Origin of the sequence: Streptomyces sp. NBC_00178 (assembly GCF_036206005.1) — a bacterium.
GTDB lineage: Bacteria > Actinomycetota > Actinomycetes > Streptomycetales > Streptomycetaceae > Streptomyces.
In genome coordinates this window covers 5006087-5026564 of sequence record NZ_CP108143.1, presented here as the reverse complement: position 1 = coordinate 5026564, position 20478 = coordinate 5006087, and the positions used below count along the sequence as shown (strand labels likewise).

Here is a 20478-nt window from a genome sequence, read left to right as displayed (position 1 = left end):
TCATGCGAGTTGTGCCTCCGGGGTCGCGCGGCGAGCCGTTCCGGCGGGCTCCGGGGCGCTCCATGTCCACAGCCTGGAGACCGCGTTGAGGTCCAGGTCGTGGCCCTCGGTCCAGATGCGGGCCGCCGCCGTGAGCACGGACTGGCGGTCGGCCTCGGGGGTGCCGGCGCGGGCCGGGAGGAGAGGCGTCACCGCGCCGGCGCCGAGGCGCAGGGAGCGGTGCCTGCGGGCGAAGGCCGTGAGCGTCTGGCGGGGGCCGACCTCGATCAGCAGGACGTCGTCGGCCGCCAGCAGTTCGTCGAGGGCGTTGAGGAAGTAGACGGTGTCGGTGATCTGGCGGGCCCAGAAGCGCGGGCTGCGGGCCTCCTCGGGGCTCATCATGGCCCCGGTGTAACCGGAGTAGAGGGGCATGCGCGGTTCCCGGAGGGGAATCTCGCGGTAGTCGGCCTCGACCGCGTCGGAGGCGGGGGCCATGGCCGGGGAGTGGAAGGGGCTGGTGGCGGGGACCGTCACCACCGTGAGCCCGTCCCCCTTGAGTCGCGCGGCGACCTCCGTGAGGGGTCCCTTCGAACCCGCCAGCATCACCTGCTGGTTGGCGTTGACCGCCGCGACCGCGACATCGGCCGTGAGGTACGGCAGCACCGTCTCCTCGCCGGCGGCGACGGCGAGCATGCCGCCCGCCTGGATCTTCACGGCCTCCCTGACACGGGCCATGACCATCGTGACCGCGTCGCGCAGGGAGACGATTCCGGCGAATGTCGCCGCGACGAGTTCACCGGCGCTGTGTCCGAGCAGCGCGGTCGGCCGGACGCCCCAGCTGAGCACCAGCTTGCCGAGGGCGTAGTCGACGGCGAAGAGGAGCGGCTGGGCGCGGCGTACGTCGTCGATGCCGATGGCGGCGCGGGCCGGGTCGAGCCAGTCGGCGCGGATGCGCGGTCCCTCGTCGCCCATGTACGAAAGGGCGGCGTCGACGGCGGCGGTGAAGACGGGTTCGGTGCCGTAGAGGCCGGCCGCCATCCCGGCGTGCTGGGAGCCCTGGCCGGGGAAGAGCAGGGCGATCGGCCGGGGACGTGAGCCGTCCGCGCTGCGCGCCTGGTGGACCGCGCGGGCGGCGAGCGCGGAGACGGCCACGACCCCGCCGCGGACCGCGCCGGGCGCGGTCCCGCAGGGGACGGCGGTCGGCAGGGCGGGGTAGATCTCGCGGTGGACGCCTCCGAGCATCGGCAGGAGTCCGTCGCGGACCCGGCTCTCGTCCGCGGCGTCGCGCCCGGACCAGAGGAGCAGCCGGTGGCGGTCCGGGTCGGTGCCGCGCGGGTCGCGGTGCAGGGGGCGCAGTGGCGGGGAGGTGTCCTCGCGGGGCTCGGTGAGGTCGAGCACGCCGAGGACGGAGTCGCCGTCCGCGACTGCTTCGGCGGCGCGTCTGACGGCGTGGACGGTGATGGTCTGGGGGTCGGGTTCGCCGAAGCCGGCGACGAGGGCGAGGTCGGCCGTGCCCTCGTGGAGTTCCCGGTGGGCCCGGCGCAGCGCGCGGGCCGGGGTGGGTTCGGTGCGGACGGTGAATCCCTCGTGCTCCGGGCGCAGTCCGGCGTCGATCGCGGCGGCTCCGATGAGCACGACGGTGCGGGCGGGGAGGTCCTGGGGGGCGCGTCCGAAGGCGCGCAGCACCGCCGACACACCGGCGGCCGAGGCGATGACCCGGGCGTGCTGCCGGGGCGCGGAGCCGGGGCTGACGATCAGCCGGCGGACCACCGCACTCTGCGAAGTGAGCGACATGGTTCCTCCTTGTGGGCCGCGGCTCAGGCCCGGTCGGTGCGTGGCCGGGGGCGGTTCGGCGGCCCCCGTGGTTCTGCGCGGTGTCCGGTGCGGACGGGGCGGTGCCGCCGCGAGCGGGTTCGATGCCGGGTCCGGGCGGTCGATGCCGGGTCCGAGCGGGGTTCGGTGTCCGGTGAGGGCGGGGTTCGGTGCGGGCGGGGTTCGGTGCGGGCGGGACCGGGCCCCGGGGATGTCACCCCGTACGTCGGGGGTGCGGGCCCGGCCCGCCGGGTGCGGGTGCCGGGGTACGGGCGCCCGGTGCGGGTGCCGGGCGTGGGGCGCCGCCCGGGGCCCGGAGGAGCCGCGGCCCGCGTGGCGGCGGCCGGGCGGCTCCGGAAGAGGGTGCCGGCCGCCCCGCCCCGGGGGGACGGAAGGCGGAGCGGCCGTGGGGGCCCGGCTCAGGCCGCGGTGGCCTGGCCGGAGTTGATGAGTGCGAGGAGCGCACCCGGGGTCTCGGCGTCGACGACGGCGTCGTCCGGGATCTCGATGCCGTACTCGCGCTGGATCTGCCCGATGACCTGGAGCAGGGCGAGGGAGTCGTAGCCCAGCTCCATGAACGGCGTGTCGATGACGTCACCGTCGAGGTCGATGCCCTCCTCCTCGCCGGCGCTCTCGCGCAGCATGCGGGTCAGGTCGGCCAGGGTCACTGTGGCGGTCGTGGTGCTCATGGTCGGTGCCGTCCTCTCGGTTGGGCGCATGGATGGTGTCGCCGTACTGGTGGTGCGTGGGGGCTGTGGGGCTCGTGGGAAGTCAGTGCGCACGGCGTACGACGAGGGCCGCGTTGAAGCCGCCGTGGCCCCGGGCGAGGACGAGCGCGTTGCGCAGGTTCGCCTCGCGCGCCTCGGTGACCAGGTCCACGGTGTGGGCGGGCGCCGCGGCGGTGACGTTCGCCGTGGGCGGGATGACGCCGTCGCGCAGGGAGAGCAGGGCGGTGGCCACGTCGAGGGCGGCGCCCCCGGCGAGCAGCCGCCCCGTCATCGTCTTCGGTGCCGTGACGGGGACCCCGTGCGCCCCGAACAGCTCGGTGAGGGCCTGTGCCTCCGCCCGGTCGAGGTCGGGCACCCCGGAGGCGTCCGCGAAGACGACGTCGATGTCACCGGCGGCGAGCCCTGCGTCGGCGAGGGCGTTCTCGGCGGCGCGGCGCAGGCCGGGCGGCCGGCCGCTGCCGGGTGCGGGGTCGAGGGTGGCGGCGTAGCCGGCGATCTCGCCGTACACCTGGGCGGCGCCGCGGCCGCGGGCCGACTCGGCGTCCTCGACGAGGAGGATGGCGCCGCCCTCGCCGGGCACGTATCCGGCCGCGTCCTCGGAGAAGGGCAGATAGGCGCGGGCCGGGTCGTCGGCCGTGCTCATCAGGCCGGAGGCGATCTGCGGGACCCAGCCCCAGGGGCAGATGGCCGCGTCGACACCGCCGGAGATGACGGCCGGGAAGCCCTTGCGGATGTGGCGGCGGGCGTGGCCGAGGGAGTCGATGCCTCCGGCCTGTTCGGTGAGCAGGACGCCGCTGGGTCCGCGGAGCTTGTGCCGGATGGAGATCTGGCCGGTGTTGACGGCGTAGAACCAGGCGAAGGACTGGTAGGCGCTGACGTACTCCTTGCCCTTGCTCCACAGGTTCTGGAGTTCGCGCTGGCCGAACTCGACGGCGCCGCCGGACGCGGCCGTGACCACGCCGATGCCGTACTCGGGCATCTCGGCGGTGTCGATGCCCGCGTCGGCCAGTGCCCAGTCCGCCGCGGTCAGCGCCAGGCGCGTCATGTGGTCGGTCTGCGGCATGAGCCGGCTCGGGATGTGGTCCTCGGCGACGTAGTCGGAGACCTCACCGGCTATCCGGGAGGGGTACTGGGAGGCGTCGAAGCGGGTGACGGGTCCGAGGCCGGACTCGCCGGCCAGGGTGGCCTTCCAGTAGTCCTCGGTTCCCAGGCCGTTCGGGGCGGTGATGCCCAGGCCGGTCACCACTGCGGTGGTCATGAGGTGCTCCTCTCCGGGCGGGCCAGCACCATGGCGCTCTGGAATCCGCCGAAGCCGCTGCCGACGCTGAGGACCACGTCGGTCTTCTTCTCGCGGGCGGTCAGCGGGATGTAGTCGAGGTCGAGCTCGGGGTCGGGCTCGTGGAGGTTCGCGGTGGGCGGCAGGACGCTGTGCTCCATCGCGAGGGCGCAGGCCGCGATCTCCAGGGAGCCGATGGCGCCCAGCGAGTGACCGATCATGGACTTGATGGAGCTGATCGGGGTGCGGTAGGCGTGCTCGCCGAGGCTGCGCTTGAAGGCGCCGGTCTCGTGACGGTCGTTCATCTTCGTGCCGGAGCCGTGGGCGTTGATGTAGTCGACGGTGTCCGGTGCGAGGCGGGCCTCCGCCAGGGCGACGTCGATGGCCTCGGCCATCTCCAGGCCCTCCGGCTTGAGGCCGGTCATGTGGTAGGCGTTGCACCGGGAGGCGAACCCGGCGATCTCGGCGTAGATGTGGGCGCCGCGGCGGCGGGCGCTCTCCAGCTCCTCCAGGACCAGGATCGCCGCGCCCTCGCCGAGGACCAGGCCGCTGCGGGTCCGGTCGAAGGGCCGGCAGGAGCTCTCGGGGGTGTCGTTGCGCGGGGTGGTGGCGTGGATGGCGTCGAAGCAGGCCGAGGTGATCGGCGAGATCGGGGCCTCGGTGGCACCGGCGATCATGATGTCGGTGGTGCCCTCGCGGATGAGCTCGACGGCGTGCCCCAGTGAGTCGAGACCGGAGGTGCATCCGGTGGAGACGACCGCGGCGGGTCCCTCCGCGCCTGCCGCCAGGCCGACTTCGGCGGCGATGGAGCTGGGCACGAAGTGCCGGTACAGCTCGGGTACGGCGTATTCGTGGTCCACGTTCCACTTGCGGCCGCCGTCGCTGACGACGGCGTACTCGCGCTCCAGGCTGGTGGTGCAGCCGACCGCGCTGCCCACCGCGGTACCGACCCGGCCGGGGTCGACGGCGGAGAGGTCGAGGCCGCTGTCGGCCAGGGCCTCACGGGTGGAGACCACCGCGAACTGCGAGGCCCGGTCGAGGCGGCGGATCTCCTGGTGGGAGAGGCCGGCGGCCAGGGCGTCGAAGTCGCACTCGGCGGCGACCTGCGAACGGAACGGCGAGGGGTCGTAGAAGCTGATCCTGCGGGTGGCGGTGCGACCCGCCGTGAGCAGGTCCCAGTACTCCTTGACACCGACCCCACCAGGGGCCACGACGCCCAGGCCGGTGATGGCGACTCTGCGCATGGTCTACCTGACCTTCGACGGGGCCGGATGCGGCTCTGCGCACCTGCCGATTGGCACTGTGGGGGTCACTGTCGATCCCTTCGTCCATCTGACTGCTGAGCGTGTGACGGTGAGCGGGTGACGTGCCGGCCGCTCGGGCCGGTCCGCGCTGGTCCGGGTCGGGATACCGGCGGCCGGGTCGGTTCGGGGTGTGAACTCCCCCGGCCGGCCGAACCGGTCGGCAGCCGGCTCGTAGCGGGCGGCCGTTTCCGGTGCAGCCATGGAACGTCCGTGCCCTAGACCGGGACTCGCGTGCTCGTGGACCTGCCGCATCGCACCCCTATGTGGGGATATTGCCGTGCTTACGGGACGGGATCTCGGCGTGCTTCGCCCGCAGCATCGCCAGGGAGCGGATCAGGGTCCGCCGGGTGTCCCCGGGGTCGATGACGTCGTCGACGAGGCCGCGTTCGGCCGCGTAGTACGGGTGCATGAGCTCGGTCCTGTACTCGTCGATGCGCTGGGCCCGCACCGCCTCGGGATCGGCCGAGGCGGCGATCTCGCGGCGGAAGATGACGTTGGCGGCGCCCTCGGCGCCCATCACGGCGATCTCGTTGGTGGGCCAGGCGAAGGCCAGGTCGGCGCCGATGGAGCGGGAGTCCATGACGATGTACGCGCCGCCGTAGGCCTTGCGCAGGACCAGGGAGATCCGCGGGACGGTCGCGTTGCAGTACGCGTACAGGAGCTTGGCGCCGTGCCGGATGATGCCGTTGTGCTCCTGGTCGACGCCGGGCAGGAAGCCGGGCACGTCGACGAGGGTGACCAGCGGGATGTTGAACGAGTCGCACGTCGAGACGAAGCGGGCGGCCTTCTCGCTGGCGTGGATGTCCAGGACGCCGGCGAGGGCCGCGGGCTGGTTCGCGACGATGCCGACGGGGTGGCCGTCGAGACGGGCCAGCGCGCACACGATGTTGGGGGCCCACGCCTCGTGGACCTCGAAGCTCTCGCCGTCGTCGACGATCTCCTCGATCACCGCACGGACGTCGTAGCTGCGCCCGGGATCGGCCGGCACCAGGTCGGCGAGTGCGTCGGTCCGGCGGTCGGCGGGGTCGTCGGAGGCGACGGCAGGGGGCATCTCGCGGTTGTTCGACGGCAGGAGCGCGATGAGGTAGCGCACGTCCTCGAGGCAGGTCTCCTCGTCGTCGTAGGCGAAGTGGCTGACGCCGGAGACGCTCGCGTGCACGTCGGCTCCGCCCAGGCCGTTGTGGGTGATCCGCTCGCCGGTGACCGCCTGCACGACGTCGGGGCCGGTGATGAACATCTGGGACGATTCGCGGACCATGAAGACGTAGTCGGTGAGTGCGGGCGAGTAGGCCGCGCCGCCCGCGCACGGGCCGAGCATCACGCTGATCTGTGGGATGACGCCCGAGGCGGCGACGTTGCGGCGGAAGATGCCGCCGTATCCCGCGAGGGCGGTGACGCCCTCCTGGATACGCGCGCCGGCCCCGTCGTTGAGGCTGACCAGCGGCGCGCCGGCAGCTTCGGCGAGGTCCATGACCTTGTGCACCTTCGCGGCGTGCGCCTCCCCGAGCGCGCCCGCGAAGACGCGGAAGTCGTGCGCGTAGGCGAAGACCGTGCGGCCGTGGACGAGGCCCCAGCCGATCACGACACCGTCGCCGTGCGGCTTGCGCGCCTCCAGGCCGAAGCCTGAGGCCCGGTGCCTGCGCAGCGGCTCGATCTCGGTGAACGTGTCCTCGTCGAAGAGGAGTCCGAGCCGCTCGTGGGCGGTGAGCTTGTTCTTCTCGTGCTGGCGGCGGGTGGCCGCCGGATCGGGTCCGCGGCTCACCTCCTCCTTCAGCCGGCGCAGTTCGGCGGCGGCTCGTCGCAGGTCGGGGGCGGCCGGAGCGACCGTCAGGTCGTCGAGGATCGTCATTGGCCGAACGTAGGAACGCTGCCTGGAGAAGTGCTGGAGAGCCTGTGGGAGGGCGGGGCGGCCCGCGGTCCCGAAGGGTCAGCCGGAGGCCGGGACCGGGAGGTCGAGAGCCGGGTCGGCGGAGAGAACGGCCTGGTGGAGGCGTTGCAGACGGGCCGAGGGCTCCAGGCCGAGCTCGTCGACGAGGGTCACGCGCAGCCTCTGGTAGGCCTCGAGGGCACGCCAGGCGCCGCCCGAGCGGTGGAGCGCGGTCATCAGCTGGGCGCAGAAGTTCTCGTGCATGGGGTGTCTGGCGACCAGCACCCGCAGTTCGGGCACGATCTCCGTGTGCCGGCCGAGTATGAGGTCGGCGTCGATGCGGCGCTCCAGGGCGGCCATCCGGTCCTCCTCCATGCGCAGGACCTCCAGCTCCAGCACGGTCCCGATGCGTACGTCGACGAGCGCGGAGCCCTTCCACATCGCGAGGGCCCGGCCGAGGAGTTCGGAGGCCGCGTGGTGGTCGCCGGCCTCGTGCGCGGCCCGGCCGGAGGCGGCGAGCTGGCTGAACTCGTGGGCGTCGACCTGGCCGGGCTGCACCTGGAGCAGGTAGCCGCCGTGCTGGGTGACCAGGACGTCCTTGGCCTGGCGCGCGGGGTCCCCGTCGAGTGCGGCGGCGATCTTGCGGCGGAGCTGGAGGATGTAGGTCTGCAGGGTGGTGGCCGCGCTGCGCGGGATCTCCTCGCCCCAGATCTCCTCCATCAGGGTCGCGACCGTGACGACGCGGTCGGACTGCAGGGCGAGCAGGGACAGGATCTGGCGGGGCTTGGCCGCGGTGGGCACGACGGACACCCCGTTCTCACGGGCTGTCAGCGGTCCCAGGACTTTGATCTCCATGATGGCGCCTCCCTTTCGTGCGCTCGGCGGCCGGCCCGACGGCGGGCCGGCACGGGCTGCGGAGTCTGGAGCGAGCCTGGCACCTGCGGCGATGGAGTCCCAGTGAGGTGGTCACGTGGGCGCACATGAAAATGTCATGCCCCGGTGGTGACACCGGCACTGTGCCGTGCGAGTCGGCGGGAAGCAGAATCCTGGCACTCGGCAAACGGCCGGGGGAACACCGGAACACACGTCCGTGACACGGACACCGGAGGGGGAACTCCATGAGCATCACCCTGCACCACGCACCGGCCCGCACGACGGTCCAGCCGTCGCCCGACCACCGCCTCGCCCTGCTGACGGCCCGTGCCGGCCTGGAGCCCGAGCTCGCCCAGCGCTACACGAGCGACCCGGTGTCCGTGCTGGCCGAGTTCGGCCTCACGGCGACGGAGCCGGTGTACGGGGACGTGTCGGGCCACGACGCGTACAAGTCCGGCACGCCGGGCGGCCAGGGCCGCGGCCTGGTGATCGACCACCTGGACCGGCCGGGGAACGCGACGCTCTACGGGTGCTACAGCGGCATGGCGCCGCTGCCCGGGGAAGAGGCCGGGACGGCCCTTGCATGACCAGAACCGGGGGGACGGGCACCGAGTTGCCCGTGGGGTTCAAGAGGCACCTGCGGGTGGAGGCGATCGAGGGGGACGCCGTCTACCTGCTGTCGGAGCAGGGCACGACCGCCCTGCAGGGCCGTGAGGTTCAGGAGCTCGCGGCCCTGCTGGACGGCACCAGGACCCTGTCCGACGTGCTGCGGGACGCGGCGGCGACACTGCCGCCCGCGACCGCGGCCGGCATGATCGCGGAACTGGCCCGGGCCGATCTCATCGGCTACCACGACCCGGCGGCGGACGTCTCGACCGAGGCCTACTGGGAGTTCGCCGGCATCGACGGTGCCAGCGCCTCGGCGTCGTTCCGTACGACGCCCGTGGAACTCGTCATCCTCGGCCGCACGGACCCGGCCGCCGCGAGGGCCGAGTGCGTGGCGGCGGGGCTGCGGGTGACGGAGCCGGGCCGGGGGGAGACGGCCGCGCTGTCGCTCGTCCTCGTCGACGACTACCTGGACCCGCGGCTGGCCGAGGTCGACGCGGCGCACCGGGCCGCCGGGCGGGCGTGGCTGCCGGCGAAGCCGAGCGGCGCGGAGACCTGGGTGGGGCCGGTGTTCGGCACTCCGGACACCGCGTGCTGGGAGTGTCTGGCCCACCGCCTGCGCGGCCACCGCACCTCGCGGGCGCCGGTGCTGCACGCCCTCGGCCTCGCAGGGACCGTGCAGGTCCCCGAGGTGTCCTTCGCCCCGGTGCGGGCGCTGGGGCTGCACACCGCTGTGCTGGAGGCCGCGAAGTGGGTGGCGGGCATGCGTTACGACGGCCAGCGGGCCGTCTGCCGGCTGGACACCCGCACCCTGCACATCGAGCGCCACCGGGTGGACCGCCGCCCCCAGTGCGGGGTGTGCGGGGACCCCGGGCTGGTCGCGGACCGTGTACGAAGACCCTTCCGCCTCGGGTCCAGCCCGAAGGCGCACACCGTGGGGGGCAACCACCGTGCGCTGAGCGCGGAGACGGTACTCGCCCGCTACCGGCACCTGGCGGATCCGGTCACCGGGATCGTGTCCGGACTGCGGCCGGCGCCCGACTCCCCGGACGGCCTGAACCGGTACGTCGCCGGCCGCAACATGGCCCTGGGCGACAGCCGTTCGCTGGCGGGGCTGCGCGGCGGGCTGCGGGGGCAGAGCGGGGGCAAGGGCACGACTCCGCAGGAGGCCGAGGTGGGCGCGCTGTGCGAGGCGCTGGAACGTTACTGCGGCACGCGCCAGGGTGATGAGCCCACCGTGCGCGGGACGCTCGCGGAGTTCGGCGACGCGGCGGTCCACCCCAACGACTGCCAGCTGTTCGCGGACCGGCAGTTCCGGGACCGCGCGGGCTGGAACGCCGGGCAGTCCCGCTTCCAGCAGATACCGCCGCCCTTCGACCCGGAGGCTCCGTGCGACTGGACCCCGGTGTGGTCGCTGACCCACAAGGTCCGGAAGCTGCTGCCCACCTCGATGCTGTACTTCGGCGCGGGGCCGGGCGGTGTGCCCGCCGCCCCGTGGGCCGACTCCAACGGGAACGCGGCGGGCAGCAGCCCCGAGGACGCCGTCGTGCAGGGCTTCCTGGAGCTGGTGGAACGGGACGCGGTGGCCCTGTGGTGGTACAACCGGACCCGGCAGCCGGCCGTGGACCTGGACGCGTTCGACGAACCGTGGCTGGCCCGGACCCGGCAGGCGTACGCGCGGCTCGGCCGCGAGGTGTGGGTTCTCGACCTCACCGCGGATTTCGGAATTCCGGTCATGGTGGCGCTCTCCCGGTGCATCCGGGGGACGGCCCAGGGCATCTCGTTCGGATTCGGGGCCCATTTCGATCCCCGGCTCGCATTGCGCCGCGCGGTGACGGAGATGGCCCAACTGCTGCCGCCGGGCGGGGAATCCCCGCAGGCGCATTCCGCGGACCGTCATCTGTCCGCATGGTGGCGTGAAGCCACCGTGGATAATCAGCCATACCTCTGCGCGGATCCAGCCGAAACCCCGCGCACTCCCGCTTCCTGGCCGTATGTCGCGAGAACGGATCTGCGGGAGGACGTGGAGTGGGCCGAAATCCTCGTGAGGAACCAGGGGATGGAGATGCTGATTCTGGACCAAACCCGTCCCGACGTGGGACTTCCCGTAGCGAAGGTGATCATTCCGGGGATGCGGCACTTCTGGGCCCGATTCGCCCCTGGCCGCTTGTTCGACACACCGGTGAAACTCGGACGCCTCGAAAGGGCCGTCCGGTACGAAGAATTGAACCCCGTACCGCTGTTCGTCTGAATCCGGCTACCGCCTGCATCCGCTGGCTCACGGACAAGCGAAGACATAGCATGCGTCCGCCACTGTTGGTCCTTGGCGAGGAGGCGGCCATGCCGACGAGGAACATCGCTCCGTTCTCACCCCGGTCACAGGCGCCCGCGCCCAGGCTGGCCCGCGCCGTCATCGTCGTGGCCCTGCTCTGCTACAGCACCATGACCGTGCTCAACGTCGTCCGGACGCGCCCGCCGACCGGGCAGCTGGTCGTCTGCGTCGCACTGGTCCTGGCCGTGTTCGGCGTGCAGTTCGCGGTCTCGTCGCCGCAAGCCCGCCGGTGGCCGACCGGCCGGAAAGCGCTTGTCCTTTCTGTACAAGTGGCGCTCACCTTCGCGCCGCTCGTCTGGTTCGGCACCAACTGGGGGAGCATGGAGGGTCCGCTCGCGGCGTCGCTGCTGCTGACCCTCCCGGCTCGCTACGCCTGGCCGAGCTACGGACTGCTGATCGCCTTCATCCCGGTCTACAACGTGCTGGCCGGGGCGACCGTCGACCTCGTCCTGTACTTCACGATCGCCGGCATCCTCACCGGACTCGTCATCTACGGCCTGACCCGCCTGACGGACCTGGTGCACGAGGTGCACGCCACCCGGGAGGAACTCGCCCGGATGGCCGTGACGCAGGAGCGGCTGAGGTTCGCCCGGGACCTCCACGACCTGCTCGGTTACAGTCTCTCCGCGATCACGCTCAAGGGGGAGCTGATCCAGCGGCTCATCGTCAGCCGTCCCGACAAGGCACGCGAGGAGACGCTCTCGGTGCTGCGGGTGGCACGCCAGGCGCTGGCCGACGTACGGCTGGTGTCCAGCGGCTACCGGGACATGTCCCTGGCCGAGGAGGCGGAGTCCGCGGGGGCGGTGCTCTCGGCCGCGGACATCCGCGCCGACGTCCGGGTGGAGTGCGGGCGGCTGCATCCGGTCGTCGACACCGTGCTCGCCACGGCACTGCGTGAGGGGGTGACCAACATCCTGCGGCACAGCGGGGTGCGCGTGTGCACCATCACGGCGTCCGTGGAGGAAGAAACGGTCCGTCTCGGACTGACGAACGACCATCCGAACGCACAGGCCGACGTCTTCTCCGCACGGTCCGGGGGAAGCGGACTCGCCAACCTGCGCTGCCGGTTCGACGCCATAGGCGGCGGCCTCGACGCGGGACTGCGGGGGGACGGGCGCTTCCATCTGGAGGTCTGGGCGCCGTTGCAGCCGCGCAACCAGGAGGACGAGCTGCTGATCCTCGCCCCGGCGGCCTCCGAGAGAACCGCCGTGGCCTGACCACACCATCTGACCGGGGGTAATGATGCTGGATGTGAGAATCCTCCTCGCCGAGGATGTCCACATGATCCGTGGCGCGCTCGTGGCGCTGCTCCAGCTGGAGCCGGATCTGCACGTCGTCGCGGCCGTGGACCGCGGCGACACGATCGTGCCGACGGCGCTCGTGTCCAAACCGGACGTGGCCGTCATCGACGTCGATCTCCCCGGCATCGACGGGCTCACGGCGGCAGCCGAACTCCATGAACAGCTGCCCAGCTGCCGCACGCTGATCCTCACGAGCCTCGGGCGGCCCGGGACGCTGCGCCGCGCCCTGTCGGCCCACGTCTCGGGCTTCCTGCTCAAGGACTCCCCGCCGGACCAGCTCGCCCTGGCCGTACGGTCGGTGGCCACCGGGCGCCGGGTCGTGGATCCGCAACTCGCCCTGACCGCGTGGGACTCACCGGAGAATCCGCTGTCGCCCCGCGAGCTGGAGGTGCTGCGGCTCGCCGCCCGCGGCGCCGACGCCGCCGAGATCGCCGGCTGTCTCTACCTGTCCAAGGGCACGGTCCGCAACTACCTGACGGCGATCGTCGGCAAGCTCGGCGCCCGCAACCGCATCGACGCGATGCGCATCGCGGAGGACGCCGGCTGGCTGCCGTGACCCGGAGCATGCCCGGTGGCCTCCGACCGGAACGCGGGCGTGACCGCCCGGTCAGAGGTCACCCGGCAGGCTCTTCGGCGGGGCCGGGCGTCCCGCCCCGGGCGCGCCCATCAGGGCGTCGAGCATCCCGGCGTCCAGGGTGGTGCCGACCGACAGGTCCGACAGTTCACCGAAGCCGGTGTCGCACACCGCCGCGCTGACGACGTACCCCTCCCCCGCCGGACGGGTCACGAACTGCCACTCCCCGCCGGGCACGGGCGACCCGTCCGGGCGCACCAGCCGGCTGGACGCGCCGTCCAGGGCGAAGCCGAACTCGGTGAACCGGAAGCGCAGCCCCTGGCCGAGTGCCTTGCTGTACGCCTCCTTGAGGGTCCAGAGCCGCACCATCGTGTCGTTGCGGGCCTCCTCGCCGCCGGCGTCCAGCCGCTCCTTCTCGTACGGGGTGCACGCCTGGCGCTCGGAACCGGTGTGCGCGAGCCGCCGGTCCGCCCGCTCCACGTCGACACCGATGCGGCCCCTGCGGGTGAGGCCGACGACCATCATCTCCTCGGTGTGGCTGAGGCTGACGTCGATCTGGTCGCAGCCCCGCACGTACGGCCGCCCGCCCGGCTGGTACGCCAGGTCGACCAGGTCCGGGGCTGTCCGCAGCGCGGCCGCCGCGGTCTGCCGCAGGAACAGCCGGGAGGCGACGAACCGTTCCCGGATGCGCGGCTGGGTGATCGTCTCGTAGCGGCGCCAGTCACGGCCGAGCCGGCGGCGCAGGTCCGACTCGGTGCCGCCGCGCGGCTGCCAGGCGGGCATCGTCGCGTACAGCACGACGCTGCCGGTACGGGACAGCTCCTCGTGGAGCCCCTCCCAGGGGCCGTCCGGGCCTTCGGCGAGCAGCAGGCGTCCCACCCGCGCCCTCACCTCAGGCTCCGGAGAGAGCCGCGGCCAGCGGCCCGGCGTCGAGGGCTGAGATCACCCCTGCCAGGTCCACGGCGTCGCTCGCCGGCCCCTGGCACACGGGCAGGCACACGGGGCCGCGGCGGCCGCCGCCCATCCGCCGCAGGTACGGCTTGAGGACGGCCTGCGGGCCGATCTCGACGACGTGCGTGGGTGTCTGCTGCGCGAGCAGGCTGCGCGCGGCGTCGGCGAACCGGACGGGCGCGGTGATCTGCTCGGTCCAGTACGGGGCGTGGAGCGGCTCGGTGGCCAGCCGGCCGTACACCGTCGAGTAGAACGGCACCCGGGCCGCTCCGCCGGGCATCCGCCGGACGATCGCCTCGAACTTGGCGACGACGGGGGCCATCAGCGGCGAGTGGAAGGCGTGCGACACGGCGAGGTGCCGGCAGGGCACGCCGCGCTCCTCCAGCCGTGCCTCGATGCGCTCCAGCGCCGCCTTGTCGCCCGAGAGGACGACGGCCTTCGCCGCGTTGATGGCGCTGATGCCCACGGCCGGTTCGGCGGCGACGAGTTCGGCGGCCTCGTAGGGGGTCACACAGGTGGCCATCATGCCGCCGCCGGGCGGCAGGTACTGCATGAAGGCGCCCCGCATGGACACCAGTTTCGCCGCGTCGGCCAGGGTGAGCGCGCCGGCGACGGTCGCCGCGGCGAACTCACCGATGCCGTGGCCGAGGACGGCCACCGGGTGCACGCCGGCCTCCTCCAGGGTGCGGGCGAGGGCGTACTCGACGGCGAACAGGGCGGGCTGCGTCATCGCGGTGCGGTGGATGCCCGGGTCGTCGGCGAGGATCATCTTCACCACGGACTGCTTGGTCCACGGGGTGATCGCGGCGTCCGCCTCGTCCAGGAAGGCGCGGTAGCCGGTCGAGTTCAGGTAGAGCCCGGAGGTCATGCCCGGGTGCTGGGAGCCCTGGCCGGTGAAGACGAACGCGGCGCGGACCTTGCTGCCGCCCCGGTTCACGTCCCGCATGGCCAGGAAGTCCGCGAGCTGCCGGAGCGTCGGGTAGGCCCAGATGTCCTCGGGCTCGATGAGGGAGCCGAACTCCTCCTCGATGTCGCCGTAGAGGCTGAGGCCCGCCACCGAGTCGAGGCCCTCCTGGGCGAGCGACACGGTGTCGTCCACCGGCCGGCCGAGGTAGTGGGCGACCCGTTCGGTGAGCCATTCGCGGTGGGCCACCGCGAAGTCGTCCTGTGCGCGCGGGGGTTGGTCCTGCATGCGAGTGCTCCCTGTCTGGCTCTGGGGCGGGGGATGCCCGGGGTGGTGGTCAGGCGAGCGGCGAGCTGTAGAGGTCGTAACTGCGGCGGTTGTGCAGCCGGGCCATGGCCTCGTCCAGCACCAGCCGCTCGCAGCCCTCCGGACGGTCGGGCAGGGGGAGCCCGAGCCGTCTGACGAGCCGGTACAGCACCGCGGTCGCCCAGGCGGGGGACGCCAGGAACGAGTCGGTGCGCCCGGGCCCGGCGTGCCGCTGCTCGCGCCACACGCCGAGCGCGGCCGCGCCCGCGAGCACGAGGGTGTAGCGGTCGGCCAGGCCGAAGCTGTACGGGCTCGACAGCGCCTCCCGGTCACCCTCGGGCACCTTCTCGAAGGCCTTCTTCAGCTCGACGAGCTCGCCGGTGAGCGCCCTGGCCAGAAAGCGCAGCGGCGGGCCGCCGTCCCCCTCCTCGCCCTGCCCGCCGACCGCTTCGAGCAGGTCGGTGCAGGCGACCAGGGTCGCGGCGAGCGGGTCGCCGTCACCGAGCAGCGCCGGCTGGGACAGGTCCAGCGGCGGCAGCGGCTCGTGCGGACGGAACAGCGAGGGGGGCGGCTCGGGGTCGGCGAACCAGGCGTGCCGGGCGAAGTAGGGCAGCTGGGGAAGGATGCTGACCTGCCGGCCCGCGCTTCCCGCGTGTCCCAGCGAGGTCACCGGAAGGTCCCGCCGCTGCTTCTGGAACATGCCGTACGCCCCGTCCTGGGCGAACGTCTCCTCGCCCAGCACCGAGGACATCTCGTCCATGCTCTCGGCGACGAGTTTGGGCGCCAGGTAGGCGGCGGCCGCCGCGTAGGCGCTCATCTGGCGGGGCAGCAGGTGCAGCGCCCTGGTGGCCACCAGGGCGAGGCAGTCGATGACCAGCAGGTCCAGGAAACCGCCGGTGATCACGTCGCGCACGTGCTGGACGTCCAGCGAGGAGCGGCCGTCGGCGCGGGTGCGGTTGGCGAACCGGGCGACGGTGCGCAGCGCGGTGTCCGCGCCCGCCAGGACGATGGACGGGATCAGCCCGCGGATGAGGAGGGAGGAGCGCAGGGACAGCTCGTAGCCGTCGCCGACGGCGCCCAGCACCGCGTCCGACGGTACGGGGCACTCGCTGATCCGCAGGCCGCCGAACTCGGCGCTGCGCATTCCGGTGGTGGTGCGCCGGGCCAGGTCCTCGACCCGCTCGGCGGGCAGTTCGTCCCGGTCGAGCAGCAGGACCGTGTGGCTGCGGCCGCGCTCGGCGCCCTCGGTGCGGGCGAACACGACCAGGCCGGTGGCGCGGGAGGCGTTGGCGATGGCGGACTTGCTGCCGTCGAGGACCAGCCCGCCGGGGACGGGGCGGGCGGTGAACTCGTCGCGCACGAAGTCGTTGCCGTGCGCGACCTCGTGGCGGGCGACCGCCACGCGGCGGCCGTCCAGGAGCAGCCGGGCGGCGTGCCTGCGCTGGTCCGGGTCGCCCGCGGTCCACACGGGGGCGGTGGCGAAGAAGCAGTTGAGTCCGTAGCCGAAGCCGAGGGACGCGTCGCGCCGGAAGACGGGACGCAGGAGCCGGCCGAGCACGTCCATGCGCTCCAGCCGGCCGCCCACGTCCGCGGGGACGAACTCGGCGTTGAGGTCGAAGGCGTCCAGGAGGCGTTCGGCCTCGGGCAGTACCTCGCCCGCCGCGTCGGCGGCGAGCAGCCCGGCCGTGCCGAGCGGGTTGGCCGGGTCGTCGAGGGGGCCGAACGCCTGCTCCAGGGCGTCGATCCGCTCCTCCGATGTGGTCATCGCTGCCTCCCCGACGCCAGCAGTTCCTCGATCTCGGGCTCGATCCGCTGGTGCAGCGGGGTCAGTTCGCCCCGCAGGAACAGCCGTCGCATGGCGGCCCGTTCGACCTTGCCGCTGGTCGTGCGGCGCACCGTGCCGGGGCGGACGAGCAGGACGGCGGAGGTCCGGATCTCGTACTCCTCGCCCAGCCGCCGCTGGACCGCGGTCGCGAGGGCCGCCAGGTCGACGTCGTACCGGCTGCGGGCGCGGAGTTCCTGGACGATGACGACGCGTTCGCGCTCGCCCGGCACCGCGAAGGCGGTGGCCGCGCCGAAGAGGCCGCTGACCTGCTGCACGGTGCGTTCCAGGTCCTGCGGGTAGAGGTTGCGTCCGGCGATGACGATCATGTCCTTCAGCCGGCCGGTGACGTGGAGCAGCCCCTCGCTCAGCGTGCCGAGGTCGCCGGTGCGCAGGTATCCCCCGCCTCCGCCCTCGATCCGGCGGTCGAAGGCCGCGGCGGTCTCCGCGGGGCGGCCCCAGTAGCCGGGGCCGACGCTCTCGCCGCGGACCCAGATCTCACCGATCCGGCCGTCCGGCAGGGCGCGGCAGGTCTCCGGGTCGACGATGCGCAGCTCCGCCGAGGCCGCGGGTCCGCAGTGCGCGAGGGTCCGGGCCCGGCCGGCGGGGGCGGTGAGCACACCGGTCTCCAGCGCGGCGGCGTCGACGGTGCGGGTGGCCGCGGCCGGGGCGGTGGGGGTGCCGGAGACGAGGAGAGTCGCCTCGGCCAGCCCGTAGCAGGGCGTGAGCGCCCCGGGGCGCAGTCCCGCGGGGGCGAAGCGCTCGGCGAATTCCGCGAGGACGTGCGGGGTGACGGGCTCCCCTCCGTCGACGGCGACCTCCCAGTGGGACAGGTCCAGGCCCGCGAGCTGCGAGTCGTTGATCCGGCGTACGCAGAGTTCGTAGGCGAAGTCGGGTGCCCCGCTGACGGTCAGGCCGTAGCGGGATACGGTCTCCAGCCAGTTCGCGGGCCGCTTGACGAAGGAGCCCGGGGTCATGAGCACGCAGGTGCCGCCGAGCCAGAGGGCGTGCAGCAGCTGGCCGACGAGTCCCATGTCGTGGTGGAGGGGCAGCCAGCCGCCCATCCGGGTCCCGGGCCGGGTGCCGAGCGCGTCGGTGATGGCCCTCTGGTTGGCGAGCAGGCTCCGGTGGGTGACGACGACCCCGCGCGGATCGCGTGTGGAGCCGGAGGTGTACTGGAGGTAGGCGACCGTGTCCGGGGTGGCCGCGAACGGCTCGGCCGGGGTTCCGGCGGTGGTCGCGGCGGGGCCGTCGGCCAGCAGGCAGACGACGTGGCCGTGGCCGGTGCGCGCGAGCAGCTGGGAGACCTCGGCCGCCTCCTCGGTGGAGGTGAGGACGCACGCCGCCGCGGAGTCCTTGACGATGCCCGCGATCCGGTCGTCGTGGTGTCCCCGGCCGCCGGGCGGGGCGACGGGCACGGCGACGGCTCCGGCGTACAGGCACGCCAGGAAGCCGGTGGTGAACAGTTCGCGCGAGCGGTGCGCGATCAGCACCCGCTCACCGGGCGCGACGTGCCGGCGCAGCGCGGCGGCCAGCGTGCGGGCGGCGCGGTCGAGTTCGCCGTACGCGACGGTGCGGGGCCGCAGCGCGCCGTCCCGCTCGGTGAGGAGGATGAGGGCCTCCCGGTCCGGCGTGCCGGCGGCCTGGGCCTGGATGTGTTCCGTAAAAGTCTGGTGACCGTTCACGCCTCCCCCTTCCGTGTCGTGGCTCCGTCAAAAACGGGCCGCGACGGGCTCTGCTGTCGGCAAGGCGGGGGTGTGCACTCGAGCGTTCCTCGACCCCGCCCCCGGATGTACGGCGAACTCCGCCTCACGGCGCGGCCCAGGTGACCGCGGGCCGGTGGCCGCCGCGCTTGACGGTCCAGCCCGCGTAGGCCGCCCGGGTCTCCTCGTCCGGTTCCCCGGAGCGGCGGGCCAGAGCGAGGAGCACGGCCGTCACAGCCGCCAGCTCCGCCTCGTCGGGCCGGCCGCGGACCACGGTGATGCGCATCGGATTCGCCATGCCTACAGACTGCGCGCAGCTGCTCGAAGCGGGCTCGCGTCCGGGACGCGCCGGAGCCGAGGGCCCGGGTCCCGCCCGGCCCGGGGGCCGGGCGGGGGCCCGCGGCCCTCGGCTCCGGTGGTGCTGGTGGGGTGTCAGGTCAGGACGCGCTCGTAGGCCACGTGCCGGGTGCGTTCCTCGACGACGTCCGCCGTCCGGCGCATCTGCTCGGCGAGCGCGCGGCGGCCGTCGTCGGCCAGGGCGCGTTCGCAGTCCTCGGAGTCCTGCCACCACTGCAGCCCGGTGTACACGTCGGGGCGGAGCGTGGAGCGCAGCAGGTCGCTCCCGCCGTAGCCGCCGAGCCGGGCGAAGTGCTCGCCCGACTCGGCGAAGTACCGCTCGAAGACCGCGCGGTCGCCGAAGACCCTGGCCCGGGTCAGCAGGACGTTCGCGGAGCCGACCACGGCGTCCGCCCTGAGCACCCGCGCCACGCTGACGGCCTGGTCCACCTCGGTGTCGACCAGCGGGCCGAGCTGTTTGACGTGGGCCTGGAAGGTGTCGTCGTGGACGGTGTCCAGGAAGCCTCTCGTGGTCCGCCAGTGGCCGAGGTGCACGTACACCTCGGGGCGCTCGACGAGCTGGACGGTGACGAGGAAGTCGAAGTCCTCGCGTCTGCGCAGGTACTGGGAATGGTCCCTGAACTCGCGCTCGAACCGTTCGGTGTCGCCTTTCACCTCGAACCGGTTGACCACCGTGAGAGGGGTGTCCTGACTACGACTGTGCACGCGCTTCCTCCGCGAACTGCTTGGCATGCTGCAAGGTGGTGGAGCTGTTCGTGCCGAGGGACCTGCGCACGAGCGCCCGTGCCTCGGCGAGGGTGGCCTCGGGGCCGAGTGCGGTCCGTACGCCCTCGGGGTCCAGGGTCACGGTGTGCCAGGAGGTGGCCCTGACGGTGCCGTCGCCCAGCGACTCGATGACCCAGCGGCCCGTGTGGCCGGCCATGGCGACCGGGACGCGGAGCTGCTTGTAGACGATGACGTCGCGGTCCTCGAAGCAGACCCGGACGGACGTCGTGTTGTGGGTGGAGCCGTCCGGGCTGCGGGTGTCCATGTCCATGTGCTGGATGCCGGGCTCGTCCTCGGTGAGGTCGAGCCTGGCCACGTGCGGCAGCCGCTCGGGCCAGAGGTCGGCGCGGTCCAGGAAGGCGTAGACGTCACCCGCGGCGCCGAAGACGGTGGCGGAGTCGCTGAAGGTGAAGTGGAGTTCCTCGCGGGCGTCGCCGAGTTCGGCGGTGTTCTTCAGGGCGAGGAGTTCGGCGCGGCTGTTCCCGTCGACGGCGGCCTCGATGAGTTCCTCGGCGGCCGGGTCGCCGTCCACGGCACGGTAGTCGTGCAGGAGCGTGACGCGCGTGGTGCCGTCCTCGAGCTCCTGGACGCGCCATTCGCCGCCCATGGAGGCGACGGGCGCGGCGGTGACGACCTGGCGGAAGGTGATGGTGCGGGCAACGGGGTCGAGGAGGCGGCGTGAGGTCCAGGTGCGGACCTTGTCGCCGGCGACGGCCCAGATGCGCAGGAGCTGGTCGCCGCCCTCGGCGGGGGCCTCCTCCAGCACCTCGACGTGCACGGTGGGCCCGAACACCTGGGGCCACCCGGTGACGTCGGCCACGAGTGCGTAGACGGCGGCGGCGGGCGCCGCCACGGTGATGGAGTGCTCCGTGACATGGAGTGCTTCGGTCTCGGACGTAGCGGTCGGCGCCACGGCAAACCTTCCCTTCGGACAGTCCGCAGCAGGGCGGATCACAAGGCTGACATGAATTGCTCAAGCGGAACTGGAGAAACGGTGGAACCGGCCGGGGAGTGCGGG

General features: G+C 73.0%; 17 protein-coding genes. 4 read left to right on the top strand and 13 right to left on the bottom strand.

Going from position 1 to position 20478, the window contains the following annotated elements; translation table 11 throughout:
- The 6 genes from OHT61_RS22195 to OHT61_RS22170 form a co-directional block, all read right to left on the bottom strand.
- A complete protein-coding gene (locus OHT61_RS22195; protein WP_329040614.1) occupies window positions 1–1773 on the bottom strand; it encodes an acyltransferase domain-containing protein in 1773 nt (590 codons plus the stop codon).
- Between the two features lie 437 nt (window positions 1774–2210).
- Window positions 2211–2480, bottom strand: a complete 270-nt coding sequence (locus OHT61_RS22190) for an acyl carrier protein (RefSeq protein WP_327114630.1) — start codon at window positions 2478–2480, stop codon at window positions 2211–2213.
- 82 nt (window positions 2481–2562) lie between these two features.
- The gene (locus tag OHT61_RS22185; protein ID WP_329040612.1) at window positions 2563–3777 is read right to left on the bottom strand and encodes a ketosynthase chain-length factor; all 1215 of its coding nucleotides are present in this window, start codon (window positions 3775–3777) and stop codon (window positions 2563–2565) included.
- Window positions 3774–5039 (bottom strand): beta-ketoacyl-[acyl-carrier-protein] synthase family protein, encoded by a 1266-nt coding sequence (locus tag OHT61_RS22180; RefSeq protein ID WP_329040611.1) that lies wholly within the window; start codon window positions 5037–5039, stop codon window positions 3774–3776. Before OHT61_RS22180 ends, OHT61_RS22185 begins: the two co-directional genes overlap by 4 nt.
- Before the next feature lie 319 nt (window positions 5040–5358).
- On the bottom strand, window positions 5359–6948 hold the full coding sequence (locus OHT61_RS22175; protein ID WP_329040609.1) for an acyl-CoA carboxylase subunit beta: 1590 nt from the start codon (window positions 6946–6948) through the stop codon (window positions 5359–5361).
- 78 nt (window positions 6949–7026) lie between these two features.
- Window positions 7027–7821: an AfsR/SARP family transcriptional regulator gene (locus OHT61_RS22170; protein WP_329040608.1), complete on the bottom strand. Its 795-nt coding sequence runs from the start codon at window positions 7819–7821 to the stop codon at window positions 7027–7029.
- 263 nt (window positions 7822–8084) lie between these two features.
- Between OHT61_RS22170 and OHT61_RS22165 the strand changes: the two genes are divergently transcribed.
- The 4 genes from OHT61_RS22165 (at window position 8085) to OHT61_RS22150 (ending at window position 12634) form a co-directional block, all read left to right on the top strand.
- Window positions 8085–8426 (top strand): hypothetical protein, encoded by a 342-nt coding sequence (locus OHT61_RS22165; protein WP_329040606.1) that lies wholly within the window; start codon window positions 8085–8087, stop codon window positions 8424–8426.
- Window positions 8423–10696, top strand: a complete 2274-nt coding sequence (locus OHT61_RS22160) for a TOMM precursor leader peptide-binding protein (RefSeq protein WP_329040603.1) — start codon at window positions 8423–8425, stop codon at window positions 10694–10696. The genes OHT61_RS22165 and OHT61_RS22160 overlap by 4 nt, the downstream gene beginning before the upstream one ends.
- An 89-nt stretch (window positions 10697–10785) precedes the next feature.
- Window positions 10786–11994 (top strand): sensor histidine kinase, encoded by a 1209-nt coding sequence (locus OHT61_RS22155; protein ID WP_329040602.1) that lies wholly within the window; start codon window positions 10786–10788, stop codon window positions 11992–11994.
- Window positions 11995–12019: 25 nt separating this feature from the next.
- Complete coding sequence (locus tag OHT61_RS22150) at window positions 12020–12634, top strand: response regulator transcription factor (RefSeq protein ID WP_329043368.1); 615 nt, start codon at window positions 12020–12022, stop codon at window positions 12632–12634.
- A 51-nt stretch (window positions 12635–12685) separates the two neighbouring features.
- Here the strand turns inward: OHT61_RS22150 and OHT61_RS22145 are convergent, their stop codons facing one another.
- From OHT61_RS22145 to OHT61_RS22115, 7 genes are all read right to left on the bottom strand, one after another.
- Complete coding sequence (locus tag OHT61_RS22145; protein WP_329040600.1) at window positions 12686–13531, bottom strand: 4'-phosphopantetheinyl transferase family protein; 846 nt, start codon at window positions 13529–13531, stop codon at window positions 12686–12688.
- 13 nt (window positions 13532–13544) lie between these two features.
- Window positions 13545–14795, bottom strand: a complete 1251-nt coding sequence (locus tag OHT61_RS22140) for an acyltransferase domain-containing protein (protein ID WP_329040598.1) — start codon at window positions 14793–14795, stop codon at window positions 13545–13547.
- Window positions 14796–14844: 49 nt separating this feature from the next.
- The gene (locus tag OHT61_RS22135) at window positions 14845–16578 is read right to left on the bottom strand and encodes an acyl-CoA dehydrogenase (RefSeq protein ID WP_329040596.1); all 1734 of its coding nucleotides are present in this window, start codon (window positions 16576–16578) and stop codon (window positions 14845–14847) included.
- Window positions 16575–18320: a fatty acyl-AMP ligase gene (locus tag OHT61_RS22130; protein WP_329040595.1), complete on the bottom strand. Its 1746-nt coding sequence runs from the start codon at window positions 18318–18320 to the stop codon at window positions 16575–16577. The genes OHT61_RS22135 and OHT61_RS22130 overlap by 4 nt, the downstream gene beginning before the upstream one ends.
- 124 nt (window positions 18321–18444) lie before the next feature.
- Window positions 18445–18636 carry an acyl-CoA carboxylase subunit epsilon gene (locus OHT61_RS22125; RefSeq protein WP_329040594.1) on the bottom strand — a complete coding sequence of 64 codons (192 nt, stop codon included), beginning with the start codon at window positions 18634–18636 and terminating at the stop codon, window positions 18445–18447.
- A 134-nt stretch (window positions 18637–18770) separates the two neighbouring features.
- Window positions 18771–19400 (bottom strand): antibiotic biosynthesis monooxygenase family protein, encoded by a 630-nt coding sequence (locus OHT61_RS22120; RefSeq protein WP_329040593.1) that lies wholly within the window; start codon window positions 19398–19400, stop codon window positions 18771–18773.
- The gene (locus tag OHT61_RS22115; RefSeq protein WP_329040592.1) at window positions 19387–20373 is read right to left on the bottom strand and encodes an aromatase/cyclase; all 987 of its coding nucleotides are present in this window, start codon (window positions 20371–20373) and stop codon (window positions 19387–19389) included. The genes OHT61_RS22120 and OHT61_RS22115 overlap by 14 nt, the downstream gene beginning before the upstream one ends.
- Window positions 20374–20478 lie beyond the last annotated feature (105 nt).

Excerpts from the sequence above, each read along its gene's own strand:
- OHT61_RS22135 (WP_329040596.1), bottom strand. The coding sequence starts at position 16,578 with ATGACCACATCGGAGGAGCGGATCGACGCCCTGGAGCAGGCGTTCGGC.
- OHT61_RS22180 (WP_329040611.1), bottom strand. The coding sequence starts at position 5,039 with ATGCGCAGAGTCGCCATCACCGGCCTGGGCGTCGTGGCCCCTGGTGGG.
- OHT61_RS22190 (WP_327114630.1), bottom strand. The coding sequence starts at position 2,480 with ATGAGCACCACGACCGCCACAGTGACCCTGGCCGACCTGACCCGCATG.
- OHT61_RS22170 (WP_329040608.1), bottom strand. The coding sequence starts at position 7,821 with ATGGAGATCAAAGTCCTGGGACCGCTGACAGCCCGTGAGAACGGGGTG.
- OHT61_RS22125 (WP_329040594.1), bottom strand. The coding sequence starts at position 18,636 with ATGGCGAATCCGATGCGCATCACCGTGGTCCGCGGCCGGCCCGACGAG.
- OHT61_RS22195 (WP_329040614.1), bottom strand. The coding sequence starts at position 1,773 with ATGTCGCTCACTTCGCAGAGTGCGGTGGTCCGCCGGCTGATCGTCAGC.
- OHT61_RS22165 (WP_329040606.1), top strand. The coding sequence starts at position 8,085 with ATGAGCATCACCCTGCACCACGCACCGGCCCGCACGACGGTCCAGCCG.
- OHT61_RS22140 (WP_329040598.1), bottom strand. The coding sequence starts at position 14,795 with ATGCAGGACCAACCCCCGCGCGCACAGGACGACTTCGCGGTGGCCCAC.
- OHT61_RS22155 (WP_329040602.1), top strand. The coding sequence starts at position 10,786 with ATGCCGACGAGGAACATCGCTCCGTTCTCACCCCGGTCACAGGCGCCC.
- OHT61_RS22175 (WP_329040609.1), bottom strand. The coding sequence starts at position 6,948 with ATGACGATCCTCGACGACCTGACGGTCGCTCCGGCCGCCCCCGACCTG.
- OHT61_RS22185 (WP_329040612.1), bottom strand. The coding sequence starts at position 3,777 with ATGACCACCGCAGTGGTGACCGGCCTGGGCATCACCGCCCCGAACGGC.
- OHT61_RS22160 (WP_329040603.1), top strand. The coding sequence starts at position 8,423 with ATGACCAGAACCGGGGGGACGGGCACCGAGTTGCCCGTGGGGTTCAAG.
- OHT61_RS22150 (WP_329043368.1), top strand. The coding sequence starts at position 12,020 with ATGCTGGATGTGAGAATCCTCCTCGCCGAGGATGTCCACATGATCCGT.